This window comes from Streptomyces sp. NPDC093149 (genome assembly GCF_044754145.1).
Classification (GTDB): Bacteria; Actinomycetota; Actinomycetes; order Streptomycetales; family Streptomycetaceae; genus Streptomyces.
In genome coordinates this window covers 509,312-534,147 of sequence record NZ_JBIVON010000005.1, presented here as the reverse complement: position 1 = coordinate 534,147, position 24,836 = coordinate 509,312, and the positions used below count along the sequence as shown (strand labels likewise).

The following is a 24,836-nucleotide window of genomic DNA, read 5'->3' as shown; positions in this document are numbered from 1 at the left end:
TCGGGCCCCGTCCCGGCCTCAGGCTTCCGCGGCCTTCTTGGCAATGTCCGTGCGGAACTGCGAGCCGTCGAGCCGGATCCGGGCAACCGCCGTGTAAGCACGCTCACGGGCGGCCGCGAGGTCCTTTCCGGTCGCGGTCACGGACAGCACGCGGCCGCCCGCGCTGACGATCGTGTCGCCGTCCCGCCTGGTCCCGGCGTGCAGGACGTACGCGTCCGGGGCATCCTGCGCCGCCACGTCGTCGAGCCCTTCGATCGGGTCACCCGTCCGCGGCGTAGCCGGGTAGTTGTGCGAGGCGACGACCACGGTGACAGCGGCGTCGTCACGCCACTTGAGCGGGGGCAGCTCGTCGAGGGTGCCGTTGGCGGAGCCCAGCAGGACACCTGCCAGCGGCGTCTTCAGACGGGCCAGGACCACCTGGGTCTCGGGGTCACCGAAACGGGCGTTGAACTCGATCACCCGCACGCCGCGCGAGGTGATCGCGAGGCCCGCGTACAGCAGCCCGGAGAACGGGGTGCCGCGGCGACGGAGCTCGTCGACGGTCGGCTGGAGCACCGACTGCGTCACCTCGTCGACCAGCTTCGGGTCGGCCCACGGGAGCGGGGAGTACGCGCCCATGCCGCCGGTGTTCGGTCCCTCGTCGCCGTCCAGGGCGCGCTTGAAGTCCTGCGCGGGCTGGAGAGGCAGCACGGTGGTGCCGTCCGTGATCGCGAAGAGGCTGACCTCGGGGCCGTCGAGGAACTCCTCGATGACCACCCGGTCGCAGCCCAGGGCGTGGGCGCGGGCCGTCTCGACGTCGTCGGTGACGACGACGCCCTTTCCGGCGGCGAGCCCGTCGTCCTTGACGACGTACGGGGCGCCGAAGGCATCGAGGGCGGCGTCGATCTCGGCGGGAGTGGTGCAGACGTAGCTGCGGGCGGTCGGGACGCCCGCCCCGGCCATCACGTCCTTGGCGAACGCCTTGGAGCCCTCCAGCTGAGCCGCCTCGCCCGAGGGGCCGAAGCAGGGAATGCCCACGGCACGCACGGCGTCGGCGACCCCGGCGACGAGCGGCGCCTCCGGGCCGACGACCACCAGTTCGGCGCCCAGGTCGGCGGCGAGACGCGCGACGGCCTCACCGTCGAGAGCGTCGACCGGATGCAGTTCGGCCACCTCCGCGATGCCGGCGTTGCCGGGAGCGCAGTACAGAGCGGTGACGTCGGGGTCGAGGGAGAGAGAGCGGCACAGGGCGTGTTCGCGGGCGCCGCCGCCGATGACGAGGACCTTCACGGGGTGCAGCCTAACCGCCGGGGCACGACGGCCTTGACGGACGCCGCTTTGTGGACACCCGGGGTGCGCGACCGCGGCCTCGCGACCACGCGCCCCGCGCGACCGGGAAGCGCGTCCGGGTGGGGTGTCCGGGTGGGGTGTCCGGGAACCGCGACCGGGTGGGACGTCCGGGAGCGGTGCCCGGGTGGGGCGTCCAGGAACCGCGTCCGGGAGCGGTGCCCGGGAACCGCGTCCGGGATGGGTGCCCGGCTGCCCCGGCTATTCGTTGGTGAACTCCTCCACGACCGTGGCGCCCAGTTCCCGGACGATCAGGTCGTGCCCGGAGAGGGCCGAGTCGACGAGGTCCGGGTCGTCCGCCTCGGGGATGTCGTCCTCGGGAGCGACCGGGCGCGGGGGCTCGGGCGCGGAGTACGACGGCGGGGCGGGCTCCGTGGCGGGAGCGGAGCTCGGCTGCTGGGCCGGGGCGGGGGCGGTCCGGGGTTCGTACTGCTGCTGAGGCGCGGGGGCCGGGCGCTGCGCGACGGGCGGCGCGGCAGCGGGGCGACCGCCACCGGTCTGCGGGGGTGCTCCGGCGCCGCCCGACGGGTCGACGATCGCCTCGATCTTCCACTGCGCGTTGAACCGCTCGGCGAGGGCCTGCTTCAGCACGTCCTCGCTGCCACTGCTCGCGAAGTTGTCGCGGGCGCCCGCGTTCAGGAAGCCGATCTGCAGGGTGGTGCCGTCGAAACCGGTGACCTGGGCGTTCTGGCTGAGCAGGATCCAGGTGAACCGGCGGCGGTTCTTCACGGCCTCCAGGATGTCCGGCCACATGTTGCGTACCTGGCCGGCGCCCTGCGTCATTCCCGGGTTCGGCTCGGCGGCGGGCGCCGGAGCGGCGCTCGGCTGCTGGGCCTGAGCGGGGGCGGCCTGCGGGGCCGGCGAGCGGCCGGGGGCGGAAGCGGTCGGCCAGCCACCGGGACGGCGGCCGGACTCCGGCGCGGCGGCGGTGGGCCAGGCACCGGGACGCTGACCGCCCGCGGGAGCCGGGGCCCCGGCCGGCGCCTGAGGCGCGGCGGCAGCGGCTGCGGCGGGGGCCGTGGGCTGCGCGGCTGCCGGGGGCTGCACGGGGGCCGGGGGCTGCACGGGGGCCGGGGGCGCTGCGGCAGGTGCGGGCGGCGCCGCGGGGGCGGGGGTCTCGCCCCGTACCGCCGCACGCGCGGCAGCGGGTCCGGCGCCGGGCTGCACGGCCGGCGCGACGGGGGCGGGGGCGTGGGCCAGTGCCTCCGGCCCCGGCGCATACCCCATGGCGGGGCCCGTACCGGCGGTCGCGAAGGACGCGCCGCGCTCCAGCCGGTCCAGCCGCGCCTGCAGCGAACGCTCGTCGTCGAAGGCCGCGGGCAGCAGCACCCGGGCGCAGATCAGCTCGACCTGGAGACGCGGCGAGGTCGCCCCGCGCATCTCCGTCAGTCCCTCGTTGACCAGGTCGGCGGCGCGGCTCAGCTCGGCTGCGCCGAAGACGGACGCCTGAGCCTGCATCCGCTCGACCACGTCGGCGGGTGCGTCGATCAGCCCCTTCTCCCCGGCGTCCGGCACGGCGGCCAGGATCACCAGGTCACGCAGGCGCTCCAGGAGGTCGGCGACGAAGCGGCGCGGGTCGTTGCCGCCCTCGATCACCCGGTCCACGACCTCGAACGCCGCGGCCCCGTCGCCCGCCGCGAAGGCGTCCACGATCGAGTCCAGCAGCGAGCCGTCCGTATAACCGAGCAGCGCGGTCGCCATGGCATATGTCACACCGTCGTCACCCGCGCCGGCCAGCAGCTGGTCCATCACCGACATCGAGTCACGCACGGAACCGGCCCCGGCGCGCACGACGAGCGGCAGCACACCGTCCTCGACCGGGCTGTTCTCCTTGCCGCAGACCTCCGCGAGGTACTCGCGCAGCGTGCCCGGCGGAACGAGACGGAACGGGTAGTGGTGCGTACGCGACCGGATGGTGCCGATGACCTTCTCGGGCTCGGTGGTCGCGAAGATGAACTTGAGATGCTCGGGCGGCTCCTCGACCACCTTCAGCAGGGCGTTGAACCCCGCTGACGTGACCATGTGCGCCTCGTCGATGATGTAGATCTTGTAACGACTCGACGCGGGACCGAAGAACGCCTTCTCCCGCAGATCACGGGCGTCGTCCACGCCACCGTGCGATGCGGCGTCGATCTCGATCACATCGATCGATCCCGGCCCGTTGCGCGCGAGGTCCCGGCAGGACTGGCACTCCCCGCACGGCGTGGGCGTCGGGCCCTGCTCGCAGTTCAGGCAACGGGCGAGGATGCGCGCGCTGGTCGTCTTGCCGCAGCCGCGCGGACCGCTGAACAGGTACGCGTGATTGACCCGGTTGTTCCGCAGGGCCTGCTGCAGCGGGTCAGTGACATGCTCCTGCCCGATGACCTCGGCGAACGACTCGGGGCGATAGCGGCGGTACAGCGCAAGGGACGACACACATACGAGGTTATCCGGGCCGACCGACAAGCGGCCCCGGACGGGACGAAGCCCCGCCCCGTACCCTCCCCGGAAACACAAGGGCCCCCCACGCACCCGCCAGAGCCGACCTACCCTTGCTGCCTTCCGGCCCTGGGGGAGTTCAGTCAGATAGCGCCACGTGAGGGGCTGAAGCCCACCTTAGCCGATCCCCACCCCCGTCGGTCCACTCCCCCACCCTCCCGAACCGCCCCGGACGAGCCCGAGCGGATCCTGAGGGGAACGGGTTCGCGAGCACTCCTCAACGTCTTGTATTGTTTGCCGCGGAGGATTCGCCTAGTGGCCTAGGGCGCACGCTTGGAAAGCGTGTTGGGGGCAACCCCTCACGAGTTCGAATCTCGTATCCTCCGCCAGTGCCTCACCGGGCACGTTGTCGAAGGGCCCCACCGTTCGCGGTGGGGCCCTTCGACGTTGTCCGTCCCAGCCGTCTTTCCGTCGGCTCCGGACAGCTTCCGACCCGTGATCGCGTCGCCTACGTCCGGTACACCGCTGACACTGGCTCGGCGCTCAACGAGGCGCCGGCGCCAGCACCGCTCCAGCGCACCTCAGCCGAGCTGCCCAAGGTCAGAACTCGTCGGCGAATCCGCAGGCATGCACTGGTCCCGGCCGGACCCGGACGGAGATTCAGGCTGTTTTGCATTTCTGGCACCCGATGTCATGACACCCAGTAGTTTTTGCGTGACACGAGACAGCCGACCTCAGGCGCCCACCTCTGGTGACTGGCAGCCTCAAGGAGCCGATGTGGCCGACGAAGCGTTCAGCATCGACAAGCGACCGTTGCGGGATCTACTGCAGCAGGTCGAAGTCGGCAAGGCCCAACTACCTGAGTTCCAGAGGGGCTGGGTGTGGCCCTACCCGAACATCGCCAGCCTCCTCGCGTCGATCTCTCTGAGCTATCCCGTCGGCACCGTCATGTTGCTCAAGGCGGGCGGCGACGTCCGGTTCAAGTACCGGCCGATCGAAGGAGCCACCCCGGCCGGGGAGCCCGAGCCCGACGCGCTCGTGCTCGACGGGCAGCAGCGGCTGACGTCGCTGTTCCAGTCCCTGAAGCTGAAGGGCCCGGTGGTCACCCAGGACTCGCGCAAGCAACAGGTGTCGGGCTGGTTCTACGTCGACATGGTCCAGGCTCTCGATGAGAACAGCGACCGCGAGGACGCCATCCGGTTTCTGCCCGAGGCGCGCAAGGTTCTCAACTTCCGGGGTCAGGTCGTCGAGGACTACTCGACTCCCGAGCGCGAATACGAGGCACATCTCTTCCCGCTCCACGCGGTCTTCGACGGCGGCGACTGGGGTTACGAGTTCACCGACTACTGGGACGGTGACAAGGACAAGCGCAAACTGTGGCGCGACTTCAACGAGGCATTCGTCCGCCCCTTCGACCGCTACCACGTGCCGGTCATCGAGCTCGGGCAGGCGACCCCACGCCCAGCCGTGTGTCAGGTGTTCGAGAAGGTCAATACCGGCGGTGTCACCCTGACCGTCTTCGAGCTTCTGACCGCCACTTACGCGGCGGACGAGTTCGATCTGCGCAACCACTGGGAGCGAGAATGCCGGACTGCCTGGAAGGCGCCTGAGTACCGCATCCTTCGCGAGGTCTCCAACACCGACTTCCTCCAGGCAGTCACCCTGCTGGCTACGGCCGAGCGGCGCGGGTGCGAGGCCGAACGCGGGACGGAAGAGGAGCGGCTGCCGCGCATCGGCTGCAAGCGCAAGGACATGCTTGCTCTCTCCCTGGAGGACTACGTACGTTTCGCCCCGTCCGTCATCGCCGGGTTCAAGGCGGCAGCAAAGTTCCTGCACCAGCAGTTCCTCTTCGATACGAAGTTCCTGCCTTACGGAACTCAGCTGATACCGCTCGCCGCGATCCTGGCCCTGGCCGGGGATGGCGCGCAGAGCGCCGGAGCCCAACACAAGCTCGCCCGCTGGTACTGGTGCGGTGTGTTCGGGGAGCTCTACGGCGGCTCGACCGAAACCCGCTTCAGCCAGGATCTTCCGGACGTCGTCGACTGGATCCGCGACGATGCAGCGGAACCCCGGACCGTCACCGCCGCCCAGTTCGCCCCCGGACGCCTGCTGACCCTCCGCACCCGCAACAGCGCTGCCTACAAGGGGATTTACGCACTCCTGCTCAAGGCGGGGGCCATGGACTGGCGCACCGGGGAAAAAGCGGAGGTCACCGGGTACTTCGACGAGTCCATCGACATCCACCACATCTTCCCCAAGACTTGGTGCGAAAAGGCCGGACGCGCCCCCGCCGACTACAACTCGATCATCAACAAGACGCCGTTGACCGCCCGTACCAACCGAATCATCGGAGGGGCAGCTCCCTCCGAATACCTGGGCCGTCTGGTCAAGACCGCGGAGACCCCTCACGAAGGCGTCGCCGAACGCATCCGCTCCCACCTGGCCCAGCCGGAACTCATGGCCACCGACGACTTCGACGGTTTCTTCACCGCTCGCAGAGCGGCACTGCTCCGCAGCATTTCGGCCGCGATGGGCAAGCCCATCCTGGACGACGAGTCGGGCGTCGAGAATCCGGGGATCAGCCTCGACACAGCGGATAACACCGACGATCTGTGACCACTGAGGCATGGAACACCCCCCAGGCCCACGAGAGGCGATCAACGACGCTGCGATCACCCCTTCGGCAGCCGACCAGCCAGCCGCATACACAGTGATCAACTTGGATCTGAAAATATCATCATTCAGACATGAAAGTGATCAAATCGGCCAAATGTGGCCGCAAGTAGAGCGATGGACACCTCTGGCCGGTGAGGATGGGTTCGGCATGGGACACCTTCGACCGGACGAGGGAGGACGAATGGGTACGCAGGTCAAGTGCGGGTCGACCAAAACCAAGACCGGCAAGCGGTGCCAGAATCCGGCGATGATCGGCTACTCCCGCTGCCAGCTGCACCGAGGCGAGTGGACCCCGCCACAAAGAAAGAAGACCAAGAAGCGCTGACCCTGCGGGCTGCTTGCCGGGAAGACCGCCTTGCCGTCCGATCCGCCTTGCGCAGCCGCCGAGCGGGGAAGACGTGGCGGGCCTTGGTTGTGGTTCCAGTTTCGTTCGCCCCCGTTCAGGAGGCGTCTCGAAGCTTTCGATGGACTGCTTCACCCCAGGCCAGGACGCCCTGGACCGTCTCCCCGGACACGAGGACGAACATTTGGAAAGCGTGTTGGGGACAACCCCTCACGAGTTCGAATCCCATATCCCCCGCCAGTGCCTCACCGGGCACGTTGTCGAAGGGACTGCGCGGCGACTCCACGGCCCGATGACCATGACGATCCACGGCGAAGCGCCGAATCCACTGCCCTTCCGCGCCGGATGATCGCGGGCACCGATGCACCCCGAGGCCGCGGCATCAGGATCTGTGACATCCGTTGCGATATATTTGCTGTCACAGCTGATATCTCAGGAGGTGCCCGGATGAGCCGAACAGTGATCGACCTCGACGACGAACTACTGGCCGCCGTGGCTCAGGCGCTGGGGACCGGTACCAAGAAAGAGACGGTCAATACCGCTCTGCGCGAGGTGCTCGAGAACCGCCGACGGGCCCTCGCTCTCGCTCGACTGCGTGCGGCAGCGAACGACGGGGGCTTCGATCTGGACCTCTTCACGGACAAGAGGAACTACCGGCGATGAGTGCGGCCCAGTTCCTGATCGACACCAGTGCGCTCGCCCGATTCCTTCATGGCGACGCCGAACAGTACGGATGGGACCAGGCCGCAACAGCAGGGCTCATCGCAACCTGCCCGATCACAGAGCTGGAGTTCTTCTACAGCGCCCGCTCCGCCGCAGACCGTACACGCGGCATCGACGACATGCGGCTGTTGTTCGGCTGGGCGCCCGTCGATGACCGCGCTTACGACCGCGCCTGGCAGGTTCAGGAGTTGCTCACCCAGCGCGGTCAGCACCGCAGTGCGGGAGCTGTGGACCTCGTCGTTGCCGCCACCGCAGAACTCCAGGGTCTGACCCTCCTGCACCGCGACCACGACTTCGAATGCATCGCCGCCGTCACCGGTCAAGCCATGCAGTGGTACGGCCCGGAGGCCGGTAAGTGAGCGAGCGCCCGGTCTCGGTTCCGGTCTCATCCGCAGGCGTGCGACACAGTTCACCGTGCCTGTAGCCGCCGGCTCCGCCACCGCCGTGGTCGGGTCGCCCGGGTTGGGATTCCCCGGGCGACCCGACCATTGAGCTCGAATTTTCGTGACGGTCTGCCGATGCGGCGTCGGTGGACCGTTTCCCGGGCGTGCTACGCGTCGGAGAGCAGCGGGTCGTAAGGGGTCGAGCGCCGGCGGCCCGACATGAAGGACAGGAAGTCGTTCACGAAGGCGCTGCGGGAGTACCTCGCATCGGCGTCGGCCACCGTGCGTCCGAATCCGGTCCGGAACAGGGCCCGGTACTCGTCCGCGTCGATGTACTGGTTGCCGTCCGCGTCGGTGACTTCGAAGAGCACTTCGGCGACCCTGATCAGCGCGGGCCCGGCGAGTGAGGGGACGGCGGCGGTGTACTCCTCCTTGCTGATGCGGCCGTCGCCGTCGATGTCGAGGGCCGCCTGGAGTTCCCTCCACCACTCGGCGTACGCGTTGTAGAGCTTGGTCTCTTCCGGTTCGTCCAGATCGAGACGGGAGGACAACTCCCGTGCCATGGCGGCGAGATCGGGCCAGTCCAGGTAACCGTCGCCGGTCTGGTCCAGCACCGCGGTGAAGAATTCGCCGGCGCTCCGCCGTCCCCCGGTTCCCTCGTCGGGACCGTGCTGCGCGGGAAGGGGTGTGACCAGCCGGAACAGGGCGCCGGCCTGCTTCATCCGGCCACGCAGCGCGGCGAGCGTCGCGGCCTGGGGGGTGTCGCTGTCGGGGGACGAGTAAAGGAGGCTTGTGAGGGTCTCGGTCCGGCGCCAGTCGGCCGGCAGCAGGCGTGCCAGTCCGGCGGCCAGGTAGACGCTTTGCATCAGCGTCCGGGCGCCGGGAACCTCCGGCAGTCCCGCCCGTCGGCGGAAGGGCTCGGGGAGGGACGCCACGGTGATCGTTCCCAGGACCGGGCCCGCGATCGCGCGGCCCGCCGCCCAGACGGTGGGCAGGCCGTCCAGCAGGGGCGGCGCGGGAAGATGGTCGAAGAGCTTGTAGAGGATGATGCGCAGCGCCTCCGTGTTCTCCAGTTCCTCCTCGACCATGTGGTCGTAGTACGGCCAGAACTCCTGCAACGTGGGCGGCAGATGGCCGGCCACGTCCCCCAGGGCCGCGAGGAATGCCTGGTACTCGGCGTAGAGCTGCTCCATGGTGATCCGGTCGAGCGGTTGCCCGCTCAGCCGGCACATGGTGACGGAGCTCTCGAAGAGCGTCGCGACCACCCAGGCGCGGACCTGCGGGTCCATCGCGTCGTAGGGCCGGTCCTGTGCGTCGGTGCCGCTCAGCCGCGCGTGCATGCGGTTGAGCCTCGCCGCCTCCCTCTGCCGCTGCTGATCATCGGCGCCGAACATGCGCTGCAGGCTGACGAGGGTGTTGCGCAGCCGTCGCCAGGGGTGCGCCACGAACGTCGAGTTGTCGATCAGGGCCGCGCCGATCTGCGGGTGGGCGGCCTCCAGCACCGTGGCTCTGACCACGGCCAGTGCCCAGCGCGGGTCGTCGAAGAACCGGTGGAACTGCGAGTGGGGACCGAACACGGATCCGAGCCCTGCGTCGGGGGGCGGTGGTGCGGGATCGCCGTGGTGGTCGGTGGCGCCTGGACGGGGGTGGCCGGGGTGGCTGCTGCCGGTGTCCTTCACGGGTGAGGTTCTCCGTTCGCGTGCGGCGTCACGCCGCCGAAGCGGCGATCGCGTTGCTGGTAGGCGTGCAGACACTCCAAGAAGTGCGGTGCGCGGAAGTCGGGCCAGAGCACAGGTGGGAAGGTCCACTCGGCGTAGGCGACCTGCCAGAGCATGAAGTTGGAGATCCGCTGTTCACCGGACGTCCGGATGACGAGGTCCACATCGGGTGTGTCGGAAAAGGGCAGGTGAGCAGCGAAGTGCCGCTCGTCGACGGCATCGGCCGGCACTCCGCTGCGGATGAGGGAACGTGCCGCTTCGACGATGTCCCGGCGTCCGCCGTGATCGAACGCCACGGTCAGCGTCATGCCCCGGTTCGGGGCGGTCAGCGTCATGAGGTCGTCGAAGTCCCGGGCGAGCGGGGCGGGGATCCTCGGGTCCGCCACCCCGAGGAACCGGCAGCGGATGCCGCGCGCGTGCAGCAGTGGGGCGTGTTTGCGCACCACGCGGCGCACCAGTCGCATGAGGAAGTCGACCTCGCTGCTCGGGCGCCGCCAGTTCTCGGTGGAGAACGCGTACAGGCTCAGCCACTCCACCCCCGCCGCCCGCGCCGTCTCGATGATGTCGATCACCGTTGTCTCCGCTGCCCGGTGACCCGATGTACGCGGCAGGGACCGCCGTGCCGCCCACCGGCCGTTCCCGTCCATCACGCACGCGACGTGGCGCGGAACGCCCCTGTGCCGGTCCGCACCGGCCGGGCGGCGCGGACCGGCACCGGCCGACGACGAGGGTGAAGTGCCGCCGAATCCTTCAACTGTCATACGTGGCCCCCGGCTGCCGCACCGCAGTCCCCCTCCGCCTCGCACCCGTCCGCGGGTGCCGCGCCCCCCGGCCCCGCGTGACCGCCGCGGCGCCACTCAGCAGAGTGCCGGTACCCGGCCCCGCGCACCTCACAATCTCCGCATATTCACCTGTAGTACGTCAGTCCGCTTTAACGACCTCATGGCCGGGACCCCGACCGGGTCGGCAGGGCGGCCCGCCCCGCGGCCGTCGGCCCGGCCGCCCGGGCGTCGGGCCTGATACCCGGCCGACACAATTCCGCGCGGTGCCGGATGCACGGCCCTGATCGGCCGGATGCGGTCCTCTCGCAGGCTGGGCCATGTACACGGTTCCTCGTGTGTCCCGGTTGTGAGAGGTGGTTGTCGGTGGAGGTTCGTCGGACACGTGCTGCCGCGCCGGAGGAGAAGGAGCACGCAGGTCGGGGCCGTCGTGGTGCGGTGTGGGCCTCGGCCGCGGTGCTCGGGGCGGTCGGCGCCGGCGGCTGGCTGGGGTTCACCGGCGGCGACCGGGACGACGGCTCCGCGCCGGCCCCGCAGGCGGCGGCCGTGGCGGCACGGATGGATCTGCCGTGGCCGCGGGAGGGGCAGACGAGCATCGAGGTGGAGGGCGTCGGCAGCCTGGGCAGCAGGGGCGGGCGGGAACCGGTGCCGATCGCGAGCGTCACCAAGGTGATGACCGCGTACGTGATCCTCAAGGAGCATCCGCTCAGGGGCGGGGCGAAGGGGCCGGGGATCACGGTCGACGCGGCCGCCGCGCAGGAGGCCCACTCGCTCAGCGAGTCCAGCGCCCCGGTCCGCGAGGGGCAGCGGCTCACCCAGCGCGAACTCCTGGAGCTGTTGCTGCTTCCGTCCGGCAACAACGTGGCACGGCTGCTGGCCCGTTGGGACGCGGGCAGTCAGGACGCCTTCGTCGTGAAGATGAACCGCGCCGCCGCCGGACTGGGGATGACCCGGACCACGTACACCGGGGCCAGCGGTCTTGAGACCACCACCAGGAGCACCGCCGACGACCAGCTCAAGCTCGCCCGCCGGGCCATGCGGGAGCCGGTGCTGCGGGCGATCGTCGCGATGCGGGAGACGACCGTTCCCGGGGTGCCGGGCACGATCACGAACTCCAACCGGCTGCTCGACAGACCCGGGGTGATCGGGCTCAAGACCGGGTCGGGCACCGCCGCGGGCGGCAATCTCATGTGGGCCGCCGAGGTGGGGTCCGGCACGGCACGGCGTCTCGTGCTCGGTGTCGTGCTGGGGCAGCGCGCCGACACCACGCCCGCCGAGGGCCTCCGGGCCGCGCTGGAGAACAGCGGCCGGCTGATCGACGCCCTGCAGAAGGACCTCCTGGCCGCCCTCGCCGGTCGCGACGGCAAGCCGGTGCGGGCATGACCGCGCTGGTCGAGCGCCCGGCTCGCAGGACCGGCACCGTACCGGGAACCGCTCCGGGCGGCAGGGGCCCCTGGCGACGCGGCCGGCTGCTCGCCGCAGCCGCCGTACCGCCCACGCTGGTCATGGCCGGGCACACCTGGTTGCCGAACGGGTTCGGCAACCTCGGCAGCCTCCTGGAGACGTTCCTGCCCTGGATCGGGGTGAGTGTGCCCGTGCTGCTGGCATCGGCGGCGGTACGGCGGTCGGTGACCGCCGGTGTCGCGGCGCTGCTTCCGGCCGTCGTCTGGTGTTCCCTGTTCGGCGGCCTGCTCATCGACAAGCGGTCCGCCGGCCAGGATCTGACCGTGGTCAGCCACAACGTCAACGACGAGAACCCCGACCCGGTCCGGACCGCGCGCGAACTGGCCTCCTCCGGTGCCGGGCTGCTCGCCCTGGAGGAGCTGAGCCCGCGCACGGCACCTGTGTACGAGCGCGCCCTGGCCGACGCGTATCCGTACCACTCGGTGCAGGGCACGGTCGGACTGTGGAGCACGTATCCGCTGCGCGATGTGGAACCGGTCGCGATCATGCCGTGGACGCGTGCCCTGCGGGCGACGGCCGAGACCCCCAAGGGGCCCGTCGCCGTCTATGCCGCCCACCTCGCTTCGGTACGGGTGCTCCCGGGCGCGGGCTTCACCACGGCGAGGCGCGACGAGGCGGCCGCGCGGCTCGCCGACGCCGTACGTGCCGAACCGCTGCCCCGGGTGGTGGTCGTGGGCGACTTCAACGGCACGACCGACGACCGCGCGCTGCGGACGGTGACCTCCCGGCTACGGTCGGCCCAGGAGGAGGCCGGTGACGGCTTCGGCTTCAGCTGGCCCGCTTCGTTCCCGGTCACCCGGATCGACCAGATCCTGGTGAAGGGCGTCACCCCGGTCTCGTCCGGGACCCTGCCGTCCACCGGCAGCGACCACCTGCCGGTCACGGCCGGTCTGCGCCTGTGAGAAGCGCGGGCGACGGCGGCCTCCTCGCCCGGCAGGACGCTCTCCGGGTGTCCGGCACCGGTCTACCCTCGGGTGACGTGATGCAACAGCACGACCATGACGCGGCAGGACAGCACGACGGCGGCCCCACCGGGCCCGCCCCGGCCTCCGCGCCCTCCTCCGCGCCCGGGTCCACCCCGGCCCCCGCACCCGACTCCGTCCACGTACTGCTGGTCGAGGACGACGAAGCGATCCGCAGGTCCGTCGGGATGGTGCTGGAGCGCTACGGCTATCGGGTCTCGGTGGCGTCCGACGGCCTGACGGGCCTTGAGATGTTCCGGGAGGGACGGCACGACCTGCTGCTCCTCGACATCATGCTGCCGCACCTCGACGGCATCGGACTGTGCCGCCGGATCCGTGAGACGAGTCAGGCACCGATCCTGATGATGTCCGCCCGCGGCGCCTCGCTCGACGTGGTGGCGGGCCTGGAGGCGGGCGCCGACGACTACATCGTCAAACCGGTCGACACCACCGTCCTGCTGGCGCGGATCCGCACCCTGCTGCGCCGGGCCACCTTCACCCGGCCCCCCACGGCGGGCGGCCGCCCGGCCGACGACGGCCTGCTCGCCTTCCGCGACCTCAGCGTCGACACCCGGGGCCTGGAGGTGCGCGTCGACGGCCGTCCGCTCGCACTCACCCCGACCGAGCTGCGCCTGCTCCTGGAATTCGTGGCCGCGCCGGGCATCGCCCTGCAACGGCAGACGCTCCTGCGCAAGGTGTGGGACTACGGCTGGGACGGAGACAGCCGGGTGGTGGACCTGGCCGTGCAGCGGCTGCGCAAGAAGATCGGCGCCGGTCACATCGAGACCGTCCGCGGTTTCGGCTACAAGTTCCGGCGCTGAGATGCGACAGACGACCGGCCCCGGCGCCCGGACCGACCGCACAGCCCCCGAGGACGGTGCCGGCCACGGGCTGCGGCGCCTCATCGACCCGAGATCCCTCCGCTGGAAGATCGCCTTCGGGGTCGCGGCAGCGGCCTGTGCCATGGCGCTGGGCATCGGGATCCTCGTTCACCGGACCACCGAAGCCCGCGACATGCACGTCGGCCGCGGCGAGGCGATGGGCGCGCTGGAGTCGGCCGAAGCCGAGTTCCGGGGCACGCAGCCCGCGCGGCCGTCCCCGCCGGGGATCTATCTGGTCGGCGACGACGTACCGGATGAATTGCGGGACCGGCTCGGCTCCGAGCCCGCGCCCGTGACCTGGTACGACAACCGGAAACCGGCTCAGGGGCCGCGGATGTGGGCGGCGGGCCACGTCGACGGCACCGTGCTGGCCGTCCGGGTGGACATGGGCAGCGAGCTGCGCAGTCTCCAGGCCCTGGACCGGCACATGAGATACGCGGCCCTCGCCACGCTCGCCGTCGTCGTCCCCCTCACCCTCCTCGCCGTCGAACTGGTGCTCCGCCGTCTGCGGCGCGTCGCCCGGACCGCCCGCCGCATCAGACGCGGTGATCTGGACGCCAGGACCCAAAGCCGCGGCCATGACGAGATCAGCGAGATCTCCTCCGCCGTCGACCTCATGGCGGACGCCCTGCAGGACCGGCTGCGCGACGAGCAGCGCTTCACCGCCGATGTCGCCCACGAACTGCGCACACCGCTGACCGGCCTCGTCACCTCCGCCTCCCTCCTCCCGGAGAGCGAGGCCACCGAGCTGGTCCGCGACCGTGTCCAGGTGCTGCGCGCCCTCGTGGACGACCTCCTGGAGATCTCCCGCCTGGACGCGGGCGCGGAGGAGGCCGATGCCCAGCCGGTGCCGCTCGGTGAGCTGGTGGCGGAATCCGTACGGCGCACGGGACTGGAGACCCGGGTCACGGTGAGCGGCAGCCCGGTCGCCGAGACCGATCCGCGCCGCCTCGACCGCATCGTCACCAACCTGGTCCTCAACGCCCACCGCCACGGCGCGGCACCGGTCGAGGTGATGGTCGGCGAAACGACCGTCGTCGTACGCGACCACGGCCCCGGCTTCCCCCCGGACGTCCTCGCCCGCGGGCCCCAGCGCTTTCGCACCGGAGCCGCCGAGCGGGGCCACGGTCACGGCCTCGGCCTCACCATCGCCCTCGGCCAGGCCCACGTCATCGGCGCCCGCCTCACTCTGGCCAACGCCGCGGCCGGCGGAGCCGTGGCCACGCTGGAACTGCCCGGCCGCGGCCCGCGTTCCGGCACCCGCGTCTGATCAGGGGCGACCGTGCGGGGCCGGGGGCCGCGGGGGTCCTCAGGGGGCCGCGAGGGTCCGCAAGGGGTCCCTCCCCGCCCTTCCGCTACAACCTTCCGGCGCCGTCAGAAGTCTGTTCGGTCGTTCAGTTCTGCCCTCTGGCCTGCACGAAAGGCTCGCACGCACGGCTTGCACCAATGGCCTGTGCGGGGGCTGGCCGGGCAGAGCTCCCTCCGACCGCAAAGGAACGCACACCCATGCATGCACGGCACCTCCTGCGCACCGCGGCCGCCTCATTGACCCTCGCCGTCACCATGCTCGCCGCCGGTGGCGCCGAAGCGGTCGGCACGGACGGCACCCCGTCCGGCTGGGAGGTCTCCCTCTCCGGGGACAGCCCCGCCGGATCGCTGATGTCGGTCTCCTCCGTCGACGACGATCTGGCCTGGGCCGTCGGCAGGAAGGAACAGCACGGCGTCATCATGCGCTGGGACGGGCAGAAGTGGAGCGAGGACACCGCCCCCGGGCTTCCCGACGTCTGGCAGTGGTCGGCGGTCAGCGCCGTGTCCGCCGACGACGTCTGGGCCTACGGCACGATCAACAGGGATCAGGCACTGGTGCACTACGACGGCGAACGCTGGACCAGCGTTCCCACCGCCGGTCCCGCCGACGACTCCTGGCCCGAGGTCCCGATCGAGGCCGTTCCCGGACGGCTCTTCAAGGGCGGCAACGCCCTGTACACGTACGCCGACGGCGCATGGCAGACCTTCACGCTGCCGCGCCTCGTCGACATCCGGGACATCGACGCCCTGTCGGCGGACGACGCCTACGCGACCGGGATGCGGTACCCCGTCGACGGCGGCCACCCGGTGACCTATCACTGGGACGGGACGACCTGGACCCTGATGGACGAGCCTCCCGTGCGTACCGGCACGGACACCGCCGAGATCACCGCCGACGCCCCTGACAGCGTCTACGTGGCCGGCTGGGCCGACGGCATCCACGGCGGCCCGCCCGTCCCGAGCGTCGCGCACTGGGACGGCACCACCTGGCAGGACGTCACCGGATCGCTCGCCGACCTCTACGTCCACGCGATCGCCTCCGACGGCCGCGGCGGCCTGTGGGTCACCGGGAACGACCAGAGCGAACCGGCCTCCGGCGAGCCGGTCTTCTGGCACTACGACGGCACCGCCTGGACCAAGGAATCCGGAGCCGACGCGCCCGACGGCGACACCCGGTGGCCGTCCTACACCTTCTACGACCTGGCACCGGTCGGCAGCGCCGGCGCTTTCTGGGCCGTCGGCGACTACTCCACGCCCATGGACAAGAACGGCGACCAGACGGTCAACGGCCTGATCGAGAAGTCCAGGACGCTCCCCCTGCCGACGGCCCGGGGCTGAAGCGCCACCGGAGGGTCCGAGAAACACACTCCTCGTATGTCACTGCCATGCCATACGCTGCCAGACAGCAGCCGCGCCCCGCACGTCACCGCACATCCGCGGTCACGTCCGGATGCTGCGCGGCGCTCTCAACTCCCGGTCATCCACCGGGTTTCCTCGTGGGGGTAAGAACACTGTGCGTACGCGCAGCATCTCGACCGCGACAGCGCTCGCGGTCCTCTTCAGCTCGGCGGTACTGAGCGTCACCGCGGCCGGATCCGCCTCGGCCGCCTCCGCCGCCGTCGTCTCGCCCGGCGGCATCGTCGTGGACGGGGCCCTCAAGCGGGTCTTCGTCGGCGACCGGTCGGCCGGAAAGATCCTGGCCGCCGACTACAGCGGCGCCCTCGTCGGCTCGGTGAGCGGCGTCGGCGCGGTCTCCGACCTGGCGGTGTCCGACGACGGCGCCACCCTGTACGCGGCCGCGGAGAACAGCCACGAGATCGTGGCCCTCGACGCGGCCACCCTCGGCGTCAGGACCCGCTACGCCGTCGCCACCGACACGGGCCCGCGTCACATCGCCTTCGCGGGCGGCAAGGTCTGGTTCACGTACGGCGACCAGTGGGACGGCGACCTGGGCTCGGTCGACCCCGCGGTCGATCCGGCGAGCGGAGCCGACGCGGTGGCGCTCGGGCAGTTCTCGTCCAAGGTCTGGGGGCCGGCGCTCCTCGACACCGACCCGTCCTCGCCCGGTCTGCTGGCCGTCGGCGAGACCGGCCTGTCCACGGACTCGATGGCCGTCCTCGACGTCTCCGGTGACACACCGCAGCAACTCGCCTGGTACCACGGCGACTACACGCTGAACAGCGGCATCGGGGACATCGACCTCGTGCCCGGCACCTCGCGGGTGCTGGTCAACGGCGCTCAGCGGAACGCTTACGCGGACGGGAAGTTCACCGCCGCCGGCGCCTACCCCTCCGGTCAGCGCGCCGACATCGCGGCCGACGGGCTGGTCGCCCAGATCGACGGCACCAAGGTGGCCGTCTACCGGCCCGACGCCACCAAGCCGCTCCGTACGTACACCGTCGGCACGTTCGGCACGGCCGACCTGGCCTGGGCCCCGGACTCCTCGCGGGTCTTCGCCCTCGTGGGAACGAGCAGCGGCTACACCCTCAAGACGCTCACCGACCCGACGCTGAACGTCCCGAGCCTGACGGTGAACGCCCCGTCGACCGCCACCCGCGGCAAGAAGCTCACCGTGACGGGGAAGCTGTCGGCGACGGTGCCGCTGCCGAGCGGTGTCTCGCTCCAGGTCACCCGTACCGATGTGGAGAGCCCCAAGGGCAAGGCGCTGCCCGCCGTCACGGTGAAGGCGGACGGCTCGTACTCCTTCACCGACACCCCGCCGGCCGGCGGCACGGTCACGTACAAGGTCGCCTACGCGGGCGACGCCCAGCACACGGCGGTCAGCGCGTCCGACAAGGTGTCGGTCCCCCGCACGAAGCCGACGCTGACCCTGAACAAGAACGGCAACGTCTACAACTACGGCACGGACGTCTCCTTCACGGCGCACCTCGGCTCGACCTACAAGAACCGCACGGTCGAGATATGGGCGAACCCCTTCGGCAGCGACAAGCCCAACAAGCTGCTGAAGTCCGGGAAGGTCAACTCCAGCGGCAACATCTCCGCGACCGTGCGCATGACGCGCGACACGGACGTCACCGCGGTCTTCAAGGGGGACGCCCGCACCGCTCCGAAGACGGTGAAGTCCACGGCGTACGCCAGGGTCAAGATCTCCACCGCCGTCTCCAAGCACTACAAGACGGGCAAGATCGGTTCGACGTCGTACTACTGGTTCCACAAGAGCACCGACCCGGTGCTCACGACGACCATGACCTACTACAAGGGCCGTAAGCAGCGCTTCGACCTGCAGGTCTACTCGGGCGGAAAGTGGTACTCGGCCGACTCCGAGTACTTCCCCCTGGGCACGGACGGGAAGTGCGCGGTACGCCTGGAGGCGCCGGGACAGTCCGGCATCAAGGCACGCATGCGGTCGACGTACGTGAACGGGTCGTCCGGCGACACCGTCAACTCGACGACGTACGGGCCCTGGAAGTACCTGTACTTCTCCAAGTAGGCCGCGGGAGGGGTGGCGGTCCGGTCGCAGAGGCGGCCGGGCCGCGCCGCCGGGCGGTTCTGTCGAGCGTCGAGCCGGCCCGGCAGACATACAGGAGCCCCCGGGGGGAAGCACCGGGGGCCGCACATGCAGTCCCCGGTAGTCCTTCTCGGTTTCACGAGTTCCAACCGTCGCTGAACACTCGGAGATCGAGCGGATCCGCCGGGGGCCTGGCCAGAGCCGACGAGTTCGTCACGTCATCGGTGAACGTCTTCTCCGATGGTGCGGCTCGCTCTGGTTTTCTGGTGTAATAGTGATTTTCCTCCCTGTTTGTCGTGAGTCAAGGGGTTCCCGGAGTTCTTTCTGACAAATTCGGCGACCGAACGCGATGCGCGTACGCGTGACCACACAGGGCGTCCGACGACCCGCCCGTACCGGGGGGGTGCAGACGAATACACCACGGAGAGGGGAGCGGGCTTCCTTCCCGCCCTCTCCGGGCGCTTCTAGCGTCGTTGCAATGACGACTTCAGCACTGCGGGCCTCACCGCAAGAGGCTCGATTCCGTGGACTGTTCACTTATTTGGCGATCGCCTGCCTGGGCATGTGGGTGGCGATGTCCCCCTTGCTGCTCGGGGGGTTCCGACGTACCGACGGCCGGGCCGAGCCCGGCATTCAGGAACAGCTGTGCATAGCGGGGGCCATGATGGCTCCGGCCCTCGCCGCGATCGTGGTGGTGCGCTGGGTGGAGCGCCGTGACGGCCGGTTGCGCGACGCGCTCGCCCTGCGCATGCCGGGGCCGTGGTCCCACTCGGTGCGCTGGATACTGGCGGCTGTGGCGGTCCCCGCGGGCCTCACCGCCGTCACGCTGGCCATCGGCACGGCAGCGGGCGTCTATCCCTTCGGTGGCGTGAACTGGGGCGACACGATCGTCTGGGCGGGGGCGGCGCTGGTGCAGATGCTGGTGTCCCTCCCGCTGTTCTTCGGTGAGGAACTGGGCTGGCAGGGCTATCTGCTTCCCCGGCTCGCGTACGGAAAGGGCCGCGTGCGTCCGGTGCGGGCCTATCTGGGCACGGGGGCCGCCTTCGCGCTGTGGCACCTGCCGACCCTGCTGATGGGCGGGCAGTATCCGGGGCGGCCCTGGTACGTCTCCGTGCCCGCCATGGTGATCAGCTGCAGCCTCGCTCTCCCGGTCTTCAGCTGGCTGCGGCTGGCCTCGGGGTCGGTGATCCCGGCGGTCGTCGGGCACGCCTTCGTCAGCTCGGCCAGTGTGAGCATGGTCAAGCACTTCGCGGAGCCGGACGCCCCGTTGAACCCGCTGCAGATGAGTCTCGCGGGGTGGCCGGGCTGGATCGCCATGGGCGCCCTGGTGGCCTTCCTCGCCCTTACGGGAAGGCTCGCCCTTCCCGCGCCCCGATCCGCGGAGGGCGAGAAGGCCGGGACGACGGAGCCGGGGAGTCCGGACCGGACTCCTGACCGCATGCCCTGACCGGAGGCCCGGCTCGCCCTCACCACGCAAGGCTGGACGACCCCCGGCCGGTGGAGGAGCCGCCCCCGTACCGCCGCAACGCCGTACTGCGCGGCCCCCGCCACCCGGACATCACCTTCGACGGACTCCGTGCCCGGCCGGTTCGGTGCGCTTCCCGCCGGACGAGGTGCCGGCTGTGGCCCGCTCCGGGGGCGGCCGACCATCATGGGCTGATGCCGACGCATGAACCGGACCGGCACGACACCGGGCCCTCGCTGGAGCAGATCCTCGGGCTGACGGCCCCCGGGATGCTCGATGTCGTCGTGGCACCGCTCGGCACCGGTGTTCCGGTGGCCGATGTGGTGCTGCACGACCCCGGCGAGGAGCGGGACGGGACCTGGGCGGCGTCCGGGCTGATCCTGCTCGCGGTCGGTGTGGAGGTCGCCTCGCCCGAGGCGGTCGACGTGCTGCGCGAAGCCGACCGGGCCGGGGCCGCGGCCGTGGTGATGCGGAGCGGCTCCCGCGGGCCGCGGGCAGTACTGCTGGAGGCGGCCGGCCGGGGACGCACGGCGTTGCTGACCCGGCGGCCGGGGCAGGGGTGGACCGAGGTGCTCGGCCGGTTGCGGACCGCTCTGGTGCACAGCGCCCCGGCCCGGTACGCCGCCCTGTCGGGCGGCGCGGACGGGGTGGAGGGGCTGCGGCTCGGCGATCTGCCGGGGCTGGCCAACACGGTGGCCGACCTGGTCGGCGGTGCCATCACGATCGAGGATCCGCAGTCGCGGGTACTCGCGTACTCGCGGATGGACCACGAACCCGATCCGATGCGTCGGCTGACGATCCTCGGGCAGGAGGTCCCCCGCTGGCGGGTCGTCGAACTCCGTGAGAGCGGCTTCTTCCAGGCGCTGTGGAGCACCGACGACGTGGTGCGCCGGCCCGCCGACGACCGGTTCGCCGAGCGGCTGGCCATCGCGGTGCGCCACGGGTCCGAGGTTCTCGGGTCGATCTGGGCCGCCGCCGACGGCCGGCCGCTCGCCGAAGGCGCGGCGGCGGCGCTGCGCACGGCGGCGCGGGCCGCCGTACCGCATCTGTCCCACCATCGGACGTGGGGCCGGGCCGCGGCGATGGCGCGGGAGGAGGCGGTCCACGCGCTGCTGGACGGCGCCGCGCAACCGGTGCGGACCGCGCACGACGCCGGGATCGCGCCGCACCGGCCGTACACGGTGCTGGTCGCGGAGGCGTACGACAGCCGGGCCCTCGGCACCGCTGCCGGGCCGGGCGCCGGGGGCGACGCCGAGCAGCGGGTGCTGGATGTGCTCGCACTGCAGGCCTCCGCGTACCGGCCGGGGTGCGTGACAGCGCGGTCCGGACGACGGCTGTACGTCCTGGTCCCGGCACGCGACGGTGAGCCCCATCCGGGCCGCACCCTGCTGGCGACGGCACGCTCGGTGCCGCACACCGCGGTGTTCGCGGGCGTCGGGCCGGTGGCGGCGGACCTGTCGGGGCTGCCCGCCTCGCGGGAGGCCGCCGAGCTGGTGGTGCGGGTGCTGCGGGAGCGGGCCGCGGCGCAGCCGCTCGCGGAGGCGGTGTCGGCGGTGGCGGTGTTCGGCGAGGTGGAGACCGACGCGTCGGTGCTCCGGGTGCTCGACCGGGTCGAGCCGATGTGGGACTCCCTGTCGGGGCCCGTGCACGCGATGGCGGAGCACGACCGCGCACACGGTTCGGAGTACGGCGCGTCGGTCGCCGCGTATCTCGACGCGTTCGGCGACACGGGCACGGCCGCGCGGCGCCTGAACGTGCACCCCAACACCCTGCGCTACCGGCTGCGCCGGGCCCGGGAGCTGTTCGGCGTCGATCTGGCCGACCCCTCCGTGCGGCTCCTGGCGGACCTCGGGCTACGGCTCGCGGCGCGCGGCACCGGTGGCCCGAACAGCCGTTGACCGGGCGTCCGTCGGCGTCCGTCGACCGTCGGGCCGATCAGACAGCCGGCCGTGGGCCGATCATTCGGCCGATCAGGCGGCCGGCCGTAAACCGATCATTCGGCTGATCGTTCGGCTGTCCGGTGTCACAAAGAAGTCGGGCAGGTGTCGTCGTGTCGGTCGAAGACGCGCGTCCCCCTGCGCGCCGAAGCTGTCCGTACGGCCCGAAAGCCGCACACCCGCACAGGCCGACGGCCGCCCGGCCGACGTGACAGACGGAGGGTTGTTGTTGTGGTTCCCATGACTTCCGGCTCGGCAGCCCAACGGCGCAGCACCAGACGGACGGCGGCGCTGGCGCGCGCCGTCGAGGAGGGACTGATCGGTCCGTCCTCGCCCGTGGTCGGGCTCCTCGACGTGGACGGTGTGCTCGCCGCCGTCGACGCGCTCGACGAGGCGTTCCGGGGGCCCGCCCCGGTACAGCACACGTTCGCGGCCAAGGCGTGCGGGCTGGTGCCCGTGCTGCGGCTGCTCGCCGAGGCGGGCATGGGCTGCGAGGTGGCCTCGCCCGGTGAACTGGAACAGGCGCTGGCGGCCGGGTTCACCTACGACCGGCTGGTCTTCGACAGCCCCGCGAAGACGGTCGGGGAGCTGGAGTTCGCCCTCGCGCACGGCATCGCGTTCAACCTGGACAACTTCCAGGAGATGGCCCGCGTCGACCGTCTGCTGGCCGGGCGGTCCGCCGCCGGGCCGATCGGGCTGCGGGTCAACCCCCAGGTGGGGGCGGGCGCCATCGGGGCGATGAGCACCGCGACCGCGACCTCGAAGTTCGGTGTCGCGCTGCGCGATCCGGGAGCCGTCGACGCGGTGATCGACGCCTTCGCGCGCCGGCCGTGGCTCAACCGGCTGCACGCGCACGTCGGTTCCCAGGGCTGCCCGCTGCCGCTCATCGCCCAGGGCATCCGCGCCGCGTACGAACTGGCCGAGCGCATCAACGAGCGGCTGGGCCACCCCCGGATCACCGGGATCGACATCGGCGGCGGGCTGCCCGTCAACTTCGACGACGAGGACGACCGGCCGACGTATGCCGACCACGTCGCCGGACTCCGTGACGCCGTGCCCGGTCTCTTCGACGGGCGCTACACCCTGATCACGGAGTTCGGCCGCTCCCTGCTGGCCAAGAGCGGAACGATCGCGACGGTCGTCGAGTACACCAAGTCGGCCGGCGGGCGGCGTATCGCGGTCACGCACGCGGGTGCCCAGGTGGCCACCCGTACGGTCTTCATGCCCGATGCCTGGCCGCTGCGCGTCGGGGTGTTCGATGCCTCGGGCCGCCCCAAGGAGGGCCCGACCGAGACCGTCGACATCGCGGGCCCGTGCTGTTTCGCCGGGGACCTGACCGCGACCGGGCGCGAGCTCCCGGCCGTCGAGCCCGGCGATGTGGTGGCGCTCCACGACACCGGCGCGTACTACTTCTCGTCGCACTTCGCGTACAACTCACTGCCCCGGCCCGCCGTGTACGGCTACCGGACGGGAGCGGACGGGCGGGTGAGCTTCGCGCTCGTGCGCGAGGCGCAGAGCGTGCGTGAGGTCGTCGAGGAGAGCGGCCTCGCGCAGGCGGACGCGCTGGTGGCCCTGCGCGCGACCTGAGCCCGGCTCCCGGCGCGCCCCGCGCGTCAGGCTCGGCGGGACAGCTCGGCGGGACAGCTCGGCGGCACACCGTACGCACGGCCGTACGGTGTGCCGCCAGAGCTGCGCCGGGTGCGCGAAGGACGCGCAGGAGAGGAGGCCGCATGCCGGCCGACAGGGACGCGTCACGACGCGGCGAGGTGGTGGACGGCGCCCGCAACGGCTGCTTCGGCGACGGGCTCGCCTGCGTGCTGGACGGGCTGGAGGCCCGCCTCCCCGGTGCGTGCCGCTCCGTCGGCCGAGGCGCTCTCAGGTCCTGCGGCCGAAGAACTCGACCTCCGCGACGGCGAGGCGGCGTCCGGGTCCCGCCCCGTAGGTGCTGTCCGTCGTGAGACGGGCCCTGACGATCTCCGAGCCGCGCAGGTCGAAGGTCTGCTGACCGGGCTGGTCCTTGACCCTGATCTCCTTGCTGACCCGGCTTCCGTCCGCGGAAGTGAGCAGGACGGTGATCCTGGCCGGGCGGGCCTGGGTGAGGAACTCGTCCAGCTTGGCCGACGTACCGGAGAAGACGACGAGCTTCAGCACCCGTACCGGCTGCTCGAAGTCGCACTCCAGGTACTGGCTCACCCCGGTGTCGGGACCTGCGGCCGCGGGCGCCCAGTAATGGTTGGTGTAGCCGTCGAACGCCGCGCCGGCCGGGTGGCCCGGTGCCGTGCTGGAGGCCCGGAACCGGGTCGGCGGGACCGCCTCCGGCGTTCCGGTCTCGTCCTTGGCGAAGCCGAACCAGCCGGACACGTGCGGAAGGGCGAACCACACCCCGCACGCCACCACGATCAGCGCGATCGGAAGCGCCAGGCCGGGGCGGCGCCACAGCCGACGCCGCGGCCGGGTGCCGGCGGTGGGCGCCTGACGCGGCCGGCGCCGGAGAATCCGGCGCCACCAGGGAGGCCGGACCCCGGGCGGCGGGCCCGGGTCCAGGAGCAGTGCGCAACGGATGCACAGGGTGCGGTCCGGGGCGTTCTCCGTAAGGCAGTTGGGGCAGCGGACCGGGGCGGCGGGCGGCGGACCCGGCGGTGCGTGCGTGGGATCCGGCGGCACGTCGGGCAACTCCTCGGGCCCCGGCACCGACACGTCCGGGGCGTCACCGGGGCGACGTGGGGCGGCCGTCGCGGCAGCACCGGGGGGCACGGGGCGCGGCCGGGGCTCGGGTTGCGGTTGCGGTTGCGGTTGCGGTTGCCGCTGAGGCTGGGATGGCAGTTGGGGCTGAGATGACGGCTGCGGCTGGGGTGCCAGTCGGGGCTCGGGTTGCGGCTGCGGTCGGGGCTGAGGCCGAGGTTGGAGTGACGGTTGGGGCTGGGGCGGCGGCTGGGGCTCGGGCGACGGCTGGGGCTCGGGCGGCGGCTGGGGTGCCGGGGCCG

Annotated in this window: 17 protein-coding genes, 1 tRNA gene and 1 other RNA gene; 13 read left to right on the top strand and 6 right to left on the bottom strand. The window is 71.4% G+C overall.

The genetic code is table 11. From position 1 onward, the window contains the following. Window positions 1–18: 18 nt before the first annotated feature. From purD to ffs, 3 genes are all read right to left on the bottom strand, one after another. Window positions 19–1,269, bottom strand: a complete 1,251-nt coding sequence (gene purD, locus ACIQCZ_RS18930) for a phosphoribosylamine--glycine ligase (RefSeq protein WP_402283488.1) — start codon at window positions 1,267–1,269, stop codon at window positions 19–21. Window positions 1,270–1,527: 258 nt separating this feature from the next. Continuing rightward, window positions 1,528–3,741 (bottom strand): DNA polymerase III subunit gamma and tau, encoded by a 2,214-nt coding sequence (locus tag ACIQCZ_RS18925; protein ID WP_402283486.1) that lies wholly within the window; start codon window positions 3,739–3,741, stop codon window positions 1,528–1,530. A 76-nt stretch (window positions 3,742–3,817) separates the two neighbouring features. Further along, window positions 3,818–3,914: signal recognition particle sRNA small type (gene ffs, locus ACIQCZ_RS18920), an RNA gene on the bottom strand. A 131-nt stretch (window positions 3,915–4,045) separates the two neighbouring features. On the opposite strand from ffs, the gene ACIQCZ_RS18915 reads away from it, so the two are divergent. The 4 genes from ACIQCZ_RS18915 (at window position 4,046) to ACIQCZ_RS18900 (ending at window position 7,845) form a co-directional block, all read left to right on the top strand. Continuing rightward, window positions 4,046–4,133: transfer RNA gene (locus ACIQCZ_RS18915), tRNA-Ser, on the top strand. Window positions 4,134–4,521: 388 nt separating this feature from the next. Next, window positions 4,522–6,360: a DUF262 domain-containing protein gene (locus tag ACIQCZ_RS18910; RefSeq protein WP_402283485.1), complete on the top strand. Its 1,839-nt coding sequence runs from the start codon at window positions 4,522–4,524 to the stop codon at window positions 6,358–6,360. 850 nt (window positions 6,361–7,210) lie between these two features. Beyond that, window positions 7,211–7,426: a type II toxin-antitoxin system VapB family antitoxin gene (locus tag ACIQCZ_RS18905; RefSeq protein ID WP_402283484.1), complete on the top strand. Its 216-nt coding sequence runs from the start codon at window positions 7,211–7,213 to the stop codon at window positions 7,424–7,426. After that, entirely contained in the window at window positions 7,423–7,845 is a 423-nt protein-coding gene (locus ACIQCZ_RS18900) for a PIN domain nuclease (protein WP_402283483.1), read from the top strand. The genes ACIQCZ_RS18905 and ACIQCZ_RS18900 overlap by 4 nt, the downstream gene beginning before the upstream one ends. 191 nt (window positions 7,846–8,036) lie before the next feature. Here ACIQCZ_RS18900 and ACIQCZ_RS18895 read toward each other — a convergent pair whose 3' ends face one another. Together ACIQCZ_RS18895 and uppS are read right to left on the bottom strand one after the other, a co-directional pair. Further along, window positions 8,037–9,446: an oxygenase MpaB family protein gene (locus ACIQCZ_RS18895; RefSeq protein ID WP_402283574.1), complete on the bottom strand. Its 1,410-nt coding sequence runs from the start codon at window positions 9,444–9,446 to the stop codon at window positions 8,037–8,039. Window positions 9,447–9,544: 98 nt separating this feature from the next. Beyond that, a complete protein-coding gene (gene uppS, locus ACIQCZ_RS18890) occupies window positions 9,545–10,348 on the bottom strand; it encodes a polyprenyl diphosphate synthase (protein ID WP_402283482.1) in 804 nt (267 codons plus the stop codon). A 384-nt stretch (window positions 10,349–10,732) separates the two neighbouring features. Here uppS and ACIQCZ_RS18885 point away from each other — a divergent pair, with 384 nt between their 5' ends. The 9 genes from ACIQCZ_RS18885 to ACIQCZ_RS18845 all read left to right on the top strand — a co-directional run bounded on the left by ACIQCZ_RS18885 (window position 10,733) and on the right by ACIQCZ_RS18845 (window position 23,439). Then, the gene (locus tag ACIQCZ_RS18885; RefSeq protein ID WP_402283481.1) at window positions 10,733–11,749 is read left to right on the top strand and encodes a D-alanyl-D-alanine carboxypeptidase family protein; all 1,017 of its coding nucleotides are present in this window, start codon (window positions 10,733–10,735) and stop codon (window positions 11,747–11,749) included. After that, window positions 11,746–12,732: an endonuclease/exonuclease/phosphatase family protein gene (locus ACIQCZ_RS18880; RefSeq protein ID WP_402283480.1), complete on the top strand. Its 987-nt coding sequence runs from the start codon at window positions 11,746–11,748 to the stop codon at window positions 12,730–12,732. Before ACIQCZ_RS18885 ends, ACIQCZ_RS18880 begins: the two co-directional genes overlap by 4 nt. An 80-nt stretch (window positions 12,733–12,812) precedes the next feature. Beyond that, entirely contained in the window at window positions 12,813–13,613 is an 801-nt protein-coding gene (gene cseB / locus ACIQCZ_RS18875; protein WP_402283573.1) for a two-component system response regulator CseB, read from the top strand. Window position 13,614: 1 nt separating this feature from the next. After that, window positions 13,615–14,943: an ATP-binding protein gene (locus ACIQCZ_RS18870; protein WP_402283479.1), complete on the top strand. Its 1,329-nt coding sequence runs from the start codon at window positions 13,615–13,617 to the stop codon at window positions 14,941–14,943. A 236-nt stretch (window positions 14,944–15,179) separates the two neighbouring features. Continuing rightward, the gene (locus ACIQCZ_RS18865) at window positions 15,180–16,319 is read left to right on the top strand and encodes a hypothetical protein (RefSeq protein WP_402283478.1); all 1,140 of its coding nucleotides are present in this window, start codon (window positions 15,180–15,182) and stop codon (window positions 16,317–16,319) included. Window positions 16,320–16,494: 175 nt separating this feature from the next. Next, window positions 16,495–18,432, top strand: a complete 1,938-nt coding sequence (locus tag ACIQCZ_RS18860) for a YncE family protein (RefSeq protein ID WP_402283477.1) — start codon at window positions 16,495–16,497, stop codon at window positions 18,430–18,432. 496 nt (window positions 18,433–18,928) lie between these two features. After that, window positions 18,929–19,897 (top strand): type II CAAX prenyl endopeptidase Rce1 family protein, encoded by a 969-nt coding sequence (locus tag ACIQCZ_RS18855; protein ID WP_402283476.1) that lies wholly within the window; start codon window positions 18,929–18,931, stop codon window positions 19,895–19,897. Between the two features lie 212 nt (window positions 19,898–20,109). Then, entirely contained in the window at window positions 20,110–21,813 is a 1,704-nt protein-coding gene (locus ACIQCZ_RS18850; protein ID WP_402283475.1) for a PucR family transcriptional regulator, read from the top strand. 279 nt (window positions 21,814–22,092) lie between these two features. Next, complete coding sequence (locus ACIQCZ_RS18845; protein ID WP_402283473.1) at window positions 22,093–23,439, top strand: diaminopimelate decarboxylase; 1,347 nt, start codon at window positions 22,093–22,095, stop codon at window positions 23,437–23,439. Between the two features lie 288 nt (window positions 23,440–23,727). Here the strand turns inward: ACIQCZ_RS18845 and ACIQCZ_RS18840 are convergent, their stop codons facing one another. Then, window positions 23,728–24,516, bottom strand: a complete 789-nt coding sequence (locus ACIQCZ_RS18840; RefSeq protein WP_402283472.1) for a discoidin domain-containing protein — start codon at window positions 24,514–24,516, stop codon at window positions 23,728–23,730. Between the last annotated feature and the right edge of the window lie 320 nt (window positions 24,517–24,836).